The organism is Saccharolobus shibatae B12 (genome assembly GCF_019175345.1).
Lineage (GTDB): Archaea > Thermoproteota > Thermoprotei_A > Sulfolobales > Sulfolobaceae > Saccharolobus > Saccharolobus shibatae.
The window spans coordinates 1,927,423-1,940,315 of the sequence record NZ_CP077717.1 but is presented as its reverse complement, the minus strand read 5'-3'; the positions used below and the strand labels follow the sequence as shown (position 1 = coordinate 1,940,315).

Annotated in this window: 10 protein-coding genes and 2 pseudogenes; 7 read left to right on the top strand and 5 right to left on the bottom strand. The window is 37.2% G+C overall.

What is annotated here, in order from left to right; genetic code table 11:
• Nucleotides 1-177: 177 nt before the first annotated feature.
• The 3 genes from J5U23_RS10190 to J5U23_RS10180 all read right to left on the bottom strand — a co-directional run bounded on the left by J5U23_RS10190 (nucleotide 178) and on the right by J5U23_RS10180 (nucleotide 2,800).
• Nucleotides 178-1,677, bottom strand: coding sequence for a thiamine pyrophosphate-binding protein (locus J5U23_RS10190; RefSeq protein WP_218266084.1), 1,500 nt, complete (start codon nucleotides 1,675-1,677; stop codon nucleotides 178-180).
• A gap of 73 nt (nucleotides 1,678-1,750) precedes the next feature.
• Complete coding sequence (locus J5U23_RS10185; protein ID WP_218258144.1) at nucleotides 1,751-2,272, bottom strand: TQO small subunit DoxA domain-containing protein; 522 nt, start codon at nucleotides 2,270-2,272, stop codon at nucleotides 1,751-1,753.
• Between the two features lie 6 nt (nucleotides 2,273-2,278).
• Nucleotides 2,279-2,800: a DoxD domain-containing protein gene (locus tag J5U23_RS10180; RefSeq protein WP_218266083.1), complete on the bottom strand. Its 522-nt coding sequence runs from the start codon at nucleotides 2,798-2,800 to the stop codon at nucleotides 2,279-2,281.
• Nucleotides 2,801-2,975: 175 nt separating this feature from the next.
• On the opposite strand from J5U23_RS10180, the pseudogene J5U23_RS16115 reads away from it, so the two are divergent.
• Nucleotides 2,976-3,152, top strand: a pseudogene (locus tag J5U23_RS16115) (IS200/IS605 family accessory protein TnpB-related protein); the annotation flags it as partial.
• Between the two features lie 330 nt (nucleotides 3,153-3,482).
• Here the strand turns inward: J5U23_RS16115 and J5U23_RS10170 are convergent.
• Entirely contained in the window at nucleotides 3,483-4,538 is a 1,056-nt protein-coding gene (locus J5U23_RS10170; protein WP_218266034.1) for an ISH3 family transposase, read from the bottom strand.
• A 163-nt stretch (nucleotides 4,539-4,701) separates the two neighbouring features.
• Here J5U23_RS10170 and J5U23_RS16110 point away from each other — a divergent pair.
• The 3 genes and pseudogenes from J5U23_RS16110 to J5U23_RS10155 form a co-directional block, all read left to right on the top strand.
• Nucleotides 4,702-5,284, top strand: a pseudogene (locus J5U23_RS16110) (IS200/IS605 family accessory protein TnpB-related protein); the annotation flags it as partial.
• A gap of 65 nt (nucleotides 5,285-5,349) precedes the next feature.
• A complete protein-coding gene (locus tag J5U23_RS10160; RefSeq protein ID WP_218258141.1) occupies nucleotides 5,350-6,531 on the top strand; it encodes an AAA family ATPase in 1,182 nt (393 codons plus the stop codon).
• 584 nt (nucleotides 6,532-7,115) lie between these two features.
• Nucleotides 7,116-7,940: a DMT family transporter gene (locus J5U23_RS10155; RefSeq protein ID WP_218260685.1), complete on the top strand. Its 825-nt coding sequence runs from the start codon at nucleotides 7,116-7,118 to the stop codon at nucleotides 7,938-7,940.
• On the opposite strand, the gene J5U23_RS10150 is transcribed toward J5U23_RS10155, so the two are convergent.
• Nucleotides 7,902-9,905 carry a DEAD/DEAH box helicase gene (locus J5U23_RS10150; RefSeq protein WP_218266082.1) on the bottom strand — a complete coding sequence of 668 codons (2,004 nt, stop codon included), beginning with the start codon at nucleotides 9,903-9,905 and terminating at the stop codon, nucleotides 7,902-7,904. The two genes, J5U23_RS10155 and J5U23_RS10150, sit on opposite strands and share 39 nt — an antisense overlap.
• A 188-nt stretch (nucleotides 9,906-10,093) precedes the next feature.
• Between J5U23_RS10150 and J5U23_RS10145 the strand changes: the two genes are divergently transcribed.
• The 3 genes from J5U23_RS10145 to J5U23_RS10135 all read left to right on the top strand — a co-directional run bounded on the left by J5U23_RS10145 (nucleotide 10,094) and on the right by J5U23_RS10135 (nucleotide 12,805).
• Nucleotides 10,094-10,582 (top strand): hypothetical protein, encoded by a 489-nt coding sequence (locus J5U23_RS10145; RefSeq protein WP_218266081.1) that lies wholly within the window; start codon nucleotides 10,094-10,096, stop codon nucleotides 10,580-10,582.
• A 61-nt stretch (nucleotides 10,583-10,643) separates the two neighbouring features.
• A complete protein-coding gene (locus J5U23_RS10140) occupies nucleotides 10,644-11,780 on the top strand; it encodes a radical SAM/SPASM domain-containing protein (protein WP_218260682.1) in 1,137 nt (378 codons plus the stop codon).
• Nucleotides 11,753-12,805, top strand: a complete 1,053-nt coding sequence (locus J5U23_RS10135; protein WP_218260681.1) for a TIGR04053 family radical SAM/SPASM domain-containing protein — start codon at nucleotides 11,753-11,755, stop codon at nucleotides 12,803-12,805. Before J5U23_RS10140 ends, J5U23_RS10135 begins: the two co-directional genes overlap by 28 nt.
• Nucleotides 12,806-12,893 lie beyond the last annotated feature (88 nt).

The window sequence follows — 12,893 nt, the reverse complement described above, 5'->3', positions numbered from 1 at the left end:
GAATAGTCAATTATTTCGGCCTTTTCGTATTTTTTAAAGTTCTTTCAAGAATAAATAAACTTGTTTATGAATTCCTTCTCTTTGAGGATAAATTGTCTCCATCATAACGAATCTTATTTTCACAAACTAAAATGCGATTAAATACATAAAAATATTTTGAAAGAGATATCTAAGACATTATACTCTAATTTCCAGTAGTTTTCTTCTCTTATTATCTTCAAATAGCCATTTCAAGTCGTTTTTTATATCCCTTGATTCCCTAGCCTCAAATCCATAAGCCGATGCGACTTTCCAAGGCGAGGTTGATGGAAACAACCAATCAGCTTCTACTCCGTGCTTTGACAAAGACGCATAACCCTGGTTATTGATTACAATCACTTTCATTTTAGTGTTGTATTTTACAGCACTCCATAATGCTTGAGGAGTGTAGTTGAAACTCCCATCTCCAACTATTGCAAGGACGTTATCTCCATTTAGACTGTAACCCACTGATGCGGAAAGTGCCCATCCTAATAATCCTGATCTCATTATATAGAGTGAAGATGGCCTTAACGCTACGTTTTTGATTAGAGCGTCCCTATAGGTGGGAATTTCAGCGAATATTGTATATTTAGCCAAATAGGATTTCATTTCTTTGAAAACATCAACTATCGGATCACTGTCTAACTCTTGCCTAATATTTTCACTCTTAATGGTGTATGGACTTTCATACAACTTATTGTAAAGCCCAATGATGAAATCTTTAGGATTACAAACAATAGTATCCCATTGTCTCTTTATCGCCTCTTTGAAATCAATGGTTACCTCTATTATGTTTAATCTTATATCGACATCGGGAAACACAACATAATTCAACCATCCGCCAATAACCAAAATGAGGTCATACTTTTCTAACTCCTTCAATACATCTGATGCCTTATATCTGGAAAGGGGACCTTTAAATAAGGGATTGGAGGAATCAAGTGGAAATACACTCAAATATGGTTCAGTGTAAAGTGATGCGTTCAGCTTCTCTGCTAACTTAACTAGTTTATCGTAAGCATTGAATATCGAAACTTCATAACCTGCTACTATCGCAATTGAATTCGCTCTCTTTACCTTATCTAAAACAAATTCTATGGAAGGCTTATCACATGTAGTACTTACAAAATATTTAGGCATATTTATTTTCTCCTCTTCATTAACTTCCATATCTGGGATGTCTTGGGGTAAAGATATGAGCACTGGACCGTATGGAGGAGTTGTGCTCTCCTTGTAAGCTCTGATAAACGTTTTAAGCGCCTCTTTCTCGCTTCTTATCTCATATGCTGATTTAACGATACCTTGAGAGATCTTTATGAAGTCACCGTAAAGTACTGGTTCGTCTATTAACTTGTCTGAATATTGTTGTCCAACTAATGCAATAAGGGGAGTTCTGCTAACAAGAGCTTCATATAAGAAGCCCATGGCGTTGGTAAGTCCTGGGGAGGAATGCAAATTAACTACCTGTGGTTTTCTCGTTGCCAAGTAATAGCCCTCAGCCATTCCCACTGCAATTCCATCTTGAAGTGCTAGATAGTAGTTGAAATCCTTCGGCATATGTTTTAGGAAGTTGAGCTCTGTGGTACCAGGATTTCCAAATATTTGTTTAATTCCTATCTCATTTATTAGCTTAAATAACGCATCTCCTACTTTCATTACCAAATAATATGAGACTTAATTATTTAAAATTAATAGAAAAAGAGGGAAAGAGAGAAAAATAATTAGTTTGCTAAGAACCTACCTTTACAATAATCTGAAACTTACTCCCATATGCCGCTGACTGTCCATCAGCATCCCACACTTTTATAATATAAGTTCCTGGTGATATTGGATGAGGCAATTGCAAGATTACCGTAGAATTTTGCCCCAACGGTACTTCTATACCAACACCATAATTCCCTATCTTAATTGGCTTAGATGGATGTAGAGGGAACTCGTTCTTTATATTACTGCTTGGTAACATACCTAGTTGCTGACCAGTCCATTGATATAATACTGTACCGTTAGGATATAGGAGCTGGACTAACACTATGAAACCACCATAGGTATCTGGACCAGCAGTCCTAGCTACTTGTAGGAACAATGTGCCATTTTCGTATAATCTAGTACCCACAAGAGAGTAGGCTGGAGTTTTAGAATAGTTGGTTAAATTTCCAAGTCCTTGAAAGTTTATCTGGTATAATCCTAGTGTAACTCCAGTACTAAATAGTATCATAATAATTGCAATTATTGTTACAACCTTGCCGTTCATCCTTCATCACCATAGGGGTATGTGATATTTACCAATCCTTATTCCCTTTGACCTTTTAGCTAACAAGTAATCAACTGAAAGCCATCTACTCCCGGTGAAGACAAACATGAACGCAGCCGCACCCTCAACTGCAGCTATTTGCCATTCATCAACGCAAGTCGAACCTAACCATCCAGCAGCTAAACCTATTCCCCAGGCTAATCCGGCTAGTACGAGTCCTGACAATCTCGTTAGTAATCCTAATATCATGAACAACCCGAAAATAGCTTCCAATGCTGTAAATAATATTATAAACTCGTAGAGTAAGCTGGGGTTTAACAGAATGTTTTCTAACATTCCCTTAATTGGAGCCCATGCGTGAGGAAGGAACGTTATCAATTTTCCTCCTATATATGCGCTACTATTTGGATCTAGTTTAGCTGGTACATTAATAGCTCTTCTAACGAAGGCTGAGAAGAACATAAATCCTAATGTTATTCTAAGTATGGGAAGGAACTTTTGGGTTTCCTCTACTGTAACTTGAGCCATAATCCATCATCATTAACTATATCTCATTATAAGTTTATAAAGTTAGTTAGCAATAAATGTTAGAAGTTTCTTTTTTTAAAGTAGTATATACTATACAAAATAATATTATATGAGATAAAGAAAGGGATCTCATCATTAGATTGACAATATGAAGCAAATTTACACATGCCTTAAAGACAAAAAGGTTGAAGTAACTACAAGGGATGGTAACTATATTTCAATCGATGTTAATGAGAACAATGTATCAGTTACGGTATTTGAGGGTTTTAAGTTGAAGGAGATTAGGCGTTATGAGACAAACTTAGGTAAAATTGTGGTGAACTATGCTGTGAGGAGGGAGGAGATTACAAAAATGGGGGTTAAGGGGGCGGAAAGCCTCGCAATGGCGGGGATGGATAGCCCCCTTATAAAGCTTAAATACTTCTTTGGTGGAATTTTTCTTAGTGATGCTAATGACGCTCCTCCCCAGCTCGATCGAGGGCTTAATGGGACTGTGGGAGGAGCAGCTAGTATCTCATTCCTTTAAGGGACTAGAGCCTCGCAATGAAAGTCCCGTCTTTTGTGGGGGTGGTTCTCTGGGCCACCCGACTGCCCACCAGATGAGGGATGTAAACCCGAACCGATGGTGGGAACGATGAGCCCTCTGGGAGGGAACCATCGCCCTTCCACGGTAGACCCAAAATCACCTCCCTAAAAATAAATCTATTACATTAATAAGCATATTTATTAGTTTAAATAGAAAATTTTCCAGATTGAATAAATCACCAGGAAACAAAAGGATAAGCAATAATCTGAACTCTTCCCTCCTCACCACACCCTTAAATATGGTGTACAAGGAGTAGAAAACCATGGCCAGCACGAAGATCAACGTGCGGAAGACGAACTTAGTGGAACTGGTGAAGGGAAGGAAAGCCTTGATGTTCCTGTAAGAGGTCTCTATGGGACTCCTTACCTTATTGTACAACCTCAACACCTCCTTCTTCGGTAGGTCAAGATTAGTCGCCCTAGCGAAGTAAACAACCTTCTTCTTCCTCTTGATTTTCTCCCTGCGATACACGATCAGCCTGAACTTAACCTGTTCATCCCTCCTATGCCTCTTACTATTTGTCATGTACTCCCCATCAAACTCCTCATAGACCTTCACGTCCCCAACGGGGACACCAATTATATAATTGAACTGCGAAATGAAGTTAAGCACATCAACTGTGTAGAAACCCGCATCAAGAGCTATTAACCTTATCTTGAATCCCATTGCAACAACTTGCTCCACGAGGATCTTCACGATATCATCCTTGGTCATCCCGTTCACATGTGTGACGAAAGCCAGTAGGAGTACTTTCCCATCATGTTTAGTCGTTGCTGTTGCGTAGTTCCACGAGTTTCCCTTTTCCGAGCTTCCGAGTCCTTCCACCGGTTTCCCGTACCAAGTTTTGGTGGTCCAGTCTATTGAAATGTCTATTTCCTTTTCTCCCTTCAGCGTATCCAAGGATATTTTCCTCACTTGTTCCAAGAGTTTCTCAACTACTTCCACACCTTGCTCCTCCGCGTAATTCCTCACGGTTTGTGGTGATACGTTGTATGCGCTTGACTTGTTTTCTATGGAGTCGTTCCATAAACACGCGGAGACTAGCGTTTTTTCTACGTTCTCTGCCTTTTTTCCTTGGAAGTCTAACATGGAAAGTAATTTATATCCTATTTGTTGAATGTTATTTTGGTGGGGAAGACAAGGTGTTATCACCTTGGTTCACCTCGTGATAATACCGTCTTCCTCACCTTAAGCTTTTCTTCAATTTGTTGAACTCCTAATATAGTTATAAATTCCATTTATTTTCTATAAAATTAATAGTACCTTACCGGAATTATTTTTGTAAAATGATTTTGGGTCTACCGTCCAGGGCGGGGAGGAAATCAGAAGGGGTAAATCCACCAAAGATGAACTGATAAAGAAGAAGTTGGGGAGGTTAAGAGAAAGGGGGAGGAAGCTAGATATACTGAGGAAGACGGTAAAGAGTGTTGTTGACCTGGCTAAGAGTATCAACGCTAAGGTTGTTGTTGGTAAGTTTTCTGCGAAAGCTAAGGAGAAGATGGAGAATGATAAAAGTAGTAAGCTAAGGCATAGGATTCACCATTGGAGTGTTGTTAAGTTCGTGGAGATGCTTAAAGCATAACCCATTGACGTTGAGGAGATCTCTGAGGCTTATACCTCATCCTTTTACCCTTTTAACGGTGAAAAGTTAAAAAAAAAGTAAGCAAGTAGTGGAAAAGGTCGTCAAGGTTACTGGTAGGTATTTAGATAGTGGGAGTGTTTTATTGGAGAGAGATTCAATTGCACCTATTAATCTAATGAGAAAGGTGGATGGGAGGGTGGTGTTTCCCTCGACTAGCCCCAATGATTTAAGGGTGAAAGTTTATGATCCCTTAAGAGGGGTGCTCGTGGCGGAATTAAAAGTGATTAAAAGTAAGGATAAATTACGCCACGGGTAAACACTAACTAGAAGGGAGTTACTCACTTTAATTTTTTATATTCATGAATATATATTCATGAATATATGTTTGATATAAGAAGAAGAGAATGCAACGAGATAAGAAACTTGAAGGGTTGGAGGTTAATTTACGGTAGGAGAAAGGTAGGGAAGACATACCTAGCCAAGAAATGCCTTAATTTCGATGAGTATTATCTAATTTCCAGAACCTTATCTATAATTCACGAAAATAATGAACTCTCATTAAATGAAGGAGTCGATAAAATACTATGGTCACTTAAAGAAGGGAAGATAGTTATACTTGATGAATTTCAGAGGCTACCAGAAAAGTACTTAGACCTACTTTCTACTGTTTATCCTAAGGGAACTTTAATTCTTCTAGCAAGTTCCTTAGGAGTAATTAATAAGGTTATAGGGAGTAATAGTCCCTTTTTAGGTCAAGTAGTGCCTTACAAAATGGGGATAATTAGATACAGTGACGCATTAGCAAGCGTCAAAGATCCATATAAGGCTTTACTTTTTAGGGATCCTTGGATTATTGAACATGCCAATGATTGGGAGGATATAAAAAAGAATTCCCTTTCATTTTATTACATAACCAAGGGTTTAATAGGGGAGATCTTTCAAGAGGAGGATAGGAAATTAACACAGATATACGAGGCTATATTATTAGAGGTAGCGGAAGGAATGTGGAACTCATCAATGATTTCCGCAAAACTCCAGTCAAGAATGGACATCAATCCATCGAAAGCCTCTTCTTATCTAGACACCCTATTTAAAATGGGGCTTATAAAGAAAATTAAAATCTATAAGGGAGGAAAAGGTAACGAGTGGTATTACGATTTAGACTCTCCGATAATGAGTGTAACTTTTTATGCAGAGGCTAAATACAAGGTGTCTGAAGGAGCGAAGTCAGAAGTAGACTTAACATACCCTATCTCTAAGGAGATACAGTTCTCTATCGGAGAAATGCTTGCTGAGTACTATAACGCTGAGCTAGCATATACTCCTCAAGGAGATATAGATGTAGTCTTATTAAAAAAAGGAAAACCCTTCATAGCATATGAGGTCAAGAATAGGTTCACACAAAACGAGGCAAAGAGGGCAATAGAAAGAATAAAGGATTTAGGAATCCCAAGGGCTGGGTTGGTGGGAATTTTGGAAGAACCCCTAAAATCTGAGGACAGTATAGGACCTGATAGGCTAATTGAAATTGCTAAAGAGATAGAGAAGATTAAGTACGAGTAACATATGAAATTAATGAAGAAAAACTCTAACAAGATCTATTGATCATTTATAGATTAGGAAACTAAAATCTTGAGCTAATAACAATTTTGGAGATATTGCCATTATTAAGTTATGAATTATTGATGAAGAGATCTCATCATTAGAGTAACAGTGTAAATGGGAATTTGCAAAATCGTCTTAAAAGCGAAAAATAGATCCATTATGAATTCACTTTATTTCAAAGATTGTTATGAATTTAACTGAATAAAAACGACTGGTTAGCAGAGATACATGTTTACTAACGTTAACGTTCTTATATCTACATTATTCACAAATTATAATTTACAAAGGAGACTTAATCGTCCTTCGTTTATAATAAAAACCATTTACAATTGATTGTACTATATAAGTTGGAAGGACTCGCTTGGCAATCTTAGCTAGTACTATGCTTCGTATTTTACTGGAAGATTTCTTACTAAACGCCACTAATTTTATAAACGAGTTAAATTCCTATTTTTTGATAATAACCTATCTTTTTAATATTGAAAGTTATAAATAAAACCGAGCTTAAGTTTTTAATCTTTAACTATTTTCTGTTTAACTGCATGCAGAGAACTACAATCTCATTCCTTAGATGGATAATTCCGTTGTCATTATTTTGGGGTTTTGCCTTCCCCTTAACTAAAATAATTGCCTACTCAGCATCGCCCATGATCATTAGCGCATTTAGAGTTGGGATAGCTGCAATTTTCTTTCTTGTTGTAGGGAAGGGATTATCAGTGGGTAAGAAGCAATTCGTAAATGGTTTGCTTAACTTCGCGTTCTTCTTAATTCTCATAAACCTTGGAATTGGATTATCTCCAAATCCAGGTTTGGTAGCGGTAATGATATATACACAACCGATTTTTGTTCTGATAATTGAAAGGTTACTGGGTTATAAGATCACACCTAAAGGGATTATCGGAGTAGTTTTAGGAGTAATTGGAGTGATATCGTCAGCAACTCTATCATTTAATATTGGGTTAGTTTTCGGACTGTTGGCTGGGATATTATGGGCTGTAGGTACTATTTATTACTCCAGAAATTTAGCTAAGGAAAACATAGCTAAACTTAACGCATTTATGGCCCTAACTTCAGTTCCCATAGTCCTAGCTTTTACTCCGATCGACTACTATTTCAAATTTAGCCTAATTACACTATCCTTACTTTTACTTTTAGCTATCATAGCCCAAATTTTAGGATTTTACTTCTGGTTTAATGGAGTCAAGGAATTGGGGACTGTTTACGCAAGTACTGGGTCTTTACTAGTACCAGTAATGGCTTACGTTACTAGTTTCGCTGTATTGGGCGTAATCCCAACGTTATCTCAGATAATTGGTTCCGTGATAACCCTATTTGGAGTTTACCTTACCATTACCAGTAAAAGTTAGTTTATAGAAATTGATTAGACTGCTATAGGCTATAATGAGAGAATTTAATTTGACTAACTTCTCATCTTTGAGGTCATAATAATTTATTTGGATTTTAGGATTCACAGTAACCGAATCAACGGTAGCAGAGATCAAGATTTGAGCTAAAAGGCCATTTCCAATCTTGCTCACATGAACCTCAACGCTGAACTCTCTTCCCTCCAATTCCTTCTCATACTCGCTTTTCTTTTCGCTTAACTCTTTCATTATCTCGCTTAAATTACTTGAGAGGAATAACTTCATGAAAGGCCTAAGTGAACTTTTCTTGTCCAATTTTATACTCCCTTTTTTCCTCAATAAAATCTCTCCAATTTTCTTATACTCACTATTACATAACTTCATGTAAGTCTCCCCAAAACCTATATTACAATAACTACCCAATAGCACTTGACTAACTATCTTTCCCATAATCTCATCGTCGTAGTAGTACAGCGCTTTTCCATCTCTCAATGTCCTATCAACGTATTCGTCAATGTGCGACTTACCTTCATTTGATTCAAGCAATGAGAGCAATGATAGGGAACTCCTCTTTTTAGTGTCGTCTATCTGATTAATTAAGACTTGCCCACCGCTTTTGCTAATAATGTCTACTACCCTAGCAACTGGTCCCTTATCCTCCCTCTTTTCAATAAGATAACTAACGTCTACCCCTTCCAAGTAAAGGTTTCTTAACGCGTCGTCTAAGTTATCGTATTCTGAGGTCTTTGGGGTTAACGTTACAACTAAATATTTTATAGACGATTCTCCTTCGTCTTTCTCCTTTCCTCTTATTAGTCTTCCCAATCTTTGATAGAACCTTAATGCACTCTGAGGGACGTCTGTCATTATTAGTAGTTTAGCCTCAGGTATGTCAATGCCCTCTTCTCCCACAATTGTTGATATTAGAACGTCAATTTCCCCTCTCCTAAGGTTTTGTACGACTTTCAACCTTTCATACCTAGATGAGTCTCCGGTTATTACTTTTACCTTCCCCAGATCGGAGATAGCCCTTTCGAATTCATACGCTGTTGACTTCCTGGAGGTAAATATTAGCACTGGTTTAAATTCCTCAACTCTATAAATATTTAAGACGCTTCTTAATGCCCTAGCCTTATGACTTAAATCCTTTGAGTCACAAATGGAATCAATGTAAGGACTTTCCTCAACTTTCCCAATTAGTCTTCTATAACTTTCACAGAAAGCTTCTTTTCCATAAGTATAAAATGTGAGTTCTAGAAACTTAACCGTTTCCTTGTTTCCTTTTATTAATCCCTTGAAGAAGGCTTCGTAGAGTGAATCCTCTAAGTTGTTAAACTCTGAATCGAAAATATCAGCTATTGCCTTAGGGAGTTTAAAGGACGGATCTATCTTGGAGAGGCTCTTGAAGTCATAAGCCAAATACTCTGGCTGACCTAATGACTTAACTAAACGTGAGTCTATCAGATACTTTTTATAAGAGGGTAGTAACGCAGTAAAGCCTATCAAAAACCTGGGCTCTAAATTCACCAACGTCTCCTCATATCTTGCATCCCCAAAGGCGTGATGCACCTCATCAATTATTATTGCGTCTGCCCTATCTAGGCACTTGGCTGTTGTAAAAGGTGTCGATACTACTATTTTCCTGCCTTGTTCAAAGGACTCGCAATTTCCCTCATACTCTACTCCAACGTCGTTTCCAAAGACCCTCTTCCAGAACCTATGATACATCTGGTCACAGAGTAAACGAGTGGGTTCTAGTACAATTATATTATTACTAACCTTACTACTCAAATAGTGAGCAACGGATAGCTCTATCAATGTTTTTCCGCTACCAGTAGGCATCGAAACTATGATGAACCTCTTTGTATCGAGATTCTTCTCAATCTCTTCACTAATGTGCTTTTGATAAGGGTAAGTTTCAAAGCCAAGCTTTTCTCTAACTAGCTTATTGAAGTCCTCCAATGACACGATATAGATATTAACGTATTAGAATGATAAAGTTTGCCCCCAGATTAAGTTCATGTACTTTAAAATCGGTGACTAAAAAATTGGAGAGTAACAAGTTAACTGGCTAAATTCTAGATATGAGTAAGCTAGTAGTTTAGGATAGTGCGTTTTAGGAAAAAGTTTATAAACATGTAATACAAGTTTTGCATATGAATCAGGAAAACAACGAAAACAATAAGAAAACAATTACAATAAGAGGAGTAGATGAGAAAATATATAGAAAGCTAACGGAAATTGCTAGATCATCTGGTAAGACCATCGGGGAAGTTACGAATCAAGCCTTCAAGACATTTCTAGACATCTCGGATGCTGCCAAAAGAACTGCTAGTGGAGTAGTTGAAAGTGGTAAGACGTTTATCGAAGGATTTAAGGAAGGAATGGGTAATTTGATAATAATTTCCGACATAGATGAACTATCAGTAAACAAAGAGGAGATAATGCAAACAGGTAAACCCATTGCATTTAAAGGCATAAAGAAATTAAACCTAGTTGGTATTTCAGATGACGATATAGAAAAATATATTCAAGAAATAAGTGATGTTGATGAGCTTATAATACCCCCAAGTGTCAATAAGTTAAAACTATTGCAGAAGTGTAGGAGGGTAAAAAGAGTCGTTGTGCAAAACAACCCCGTTTAAGAAAATAATTGCTAAAATATTAGGGATCGCTTTTTTATGACTAAGATACCTTTTTATTATTATGATTCCAATAAGCGTTCTAGTAACTAATGCTGGTACAGTTTCATTTCACATTAAGGGTGAATATAATAGGGATAGACCTAGTAAGTTCAGTGACGTATTTAGACCAGTTGCCACGTGGAATCTCACGAGGAAATGCAACCTGAAATGTCTTCATTGCTATATTAACGCATCATCAGAAGTTGAGGATGGGTTAACTACAGAAGAGGCACTAAGGCTAATAGACGAGATGGCTGAAATGAAGATCCCATTAATTATAATGAGTGGTGGAGAGCCTTTAATGAGAAGGGACTTCTTTAAATTGGCATCACATGCTAGGAGTAAGGGAATAAAATTAGCCTTATCAACCAATGGAACATTGATAAGTGAGAGTGTGGCTAAGAGATTGAAGGAATTGGATTTCTCTTATGTAGGTATAAGTTTAGATAGTTACGATCCGGAATTTCATGATAAGTTTAGAGGTCTAACTGGAGCCTTTAACATGACAGTGAAGGGAATTGAAAATGCAATAAACGTAGGATTAAACGTTGGACTTAGATTCACTATTACGGCTAAAAATATCCATCAAGTAGACGAGTACATGAAATTGGCCTTGAAACTGGGAGTTAAGAGAATAACGTTTTACCATTTATCAGCCAGTGGTAGGGGTAAGGAATTAAGGGAATGGATGTATACTCCGGAGGAATATGTTAGTTTCATTAACAAAATGATTGACTATGCAATTAAGCTAAGTGGGAAGATAGAAATTGAGACTACATTAGGACAATTTGATGGGGTTTACATTGCTAAAAAGTTGGCCAGAAATGAGGAAGAACTTGAAAAATACTTGAAATTTGTTGAAAATAGTGGAGGATGTGGGAGGAAAATGATCTCAATATATCCAAACGGTGACGTTTATCCTTGTCAATTCATTGACTTTTACAAGTTGGGTAACGTTAGGGAAAAACCGCTTAAGGAGATAATTAAGAATATTCCAGACTTGTTCATAAATACGGACAAGTATTTGAAAGGAGAGTATTGTGATAAATGTAAATACAAATCCGCTTGTAAAGGAGGAGATAGAGCGAGAGCGTATTATTGGAATGAAGACATTTACGGAGATGATCCGTTATGCCCTTTGAAAACACTCCACATTTAGTCTTCTGGGAAGTAACTAAAGCTTGTCCATTGAGTTGTAAACATTGTAGAGCTAATGCCATAGATAAGCCGTTACCAGGAGAGCTTAGTACTAAAGAAAGTAAGAAACTACTAGAAGATATAGCTAGATTTGGAAAAGTTGTTATAGTTTTCACTGGTGGCGATCCGTTAAGTAGGAGTGATATTTTCGAACTAATGGAATACGCCAAATCGTTAGGATTAGTAGTTTCAATAGCACCCTCCCCTTCTTATCGTTTAAGCGATGAGACCATGAAGATGATAAGTAATTACGCAAGATACATGTCAATTAGCCTAGATGGGGCTACCTCACAAACCCATGACTGGTTAAGGGGGCTTGGTAGTTACAAGTATGCTTTAAGGGGAATAGCGCTTGGATTAAAGTACAGGATACAAGTTCAAGTTAATACCCTAGTTTGGAAGAAGAGTTACAGTGAATTACCTTTCCTAGTAAAATTGCTTAAGGAATTAGGAGTGAAAATCTGGGAAGTATTCTTCTTGATTCCAGTGGGGAGAGGTGTAATAGAACTAGATATTCCTAAAGAGAAATATAAAGACGTTATAGACTTCCTAGTCGAAACCACAAGATACGATTTAGTTGTAAGAACGGTTGAAGCTCCATTCTTTAGGAGAGCTAAACTTGAGTATACTCCAGACACTATTAAAAATAACGAGCTGATTTCAAAATTACGTGAACTGTTAGGTGACCCAGTAAAGGATGTTGATAAGAGCGTTTTACCTACAAGGGACGGGTCTGGTGTCATATTTATCGGTTACAACGGTGATGTCTATCCAAGTGGCTTCCTACCATTGTACTTAGGTAATGTTAGGAAGGAGAGTATCGTCGATATCTATAGAAAGTCAGAGGTTTTGAAAATAATAAAAGATGGACGGTTTAATGGAAAATGTGGTGTTTGCAAATTCAATAATATTTGCGGGGGGAGTAGAGCTAGGGCTTTTGCAGTGTATAATAATCCATTTGCAGAGGATCCAATGTGTCCATATTGATATGCTTTTATTTTAAATTATTTTAAACTAATGATGGATGTGCTTAAAAAACTCTTATAAGTATTATAGGTTTAAAAATTGGATTAAG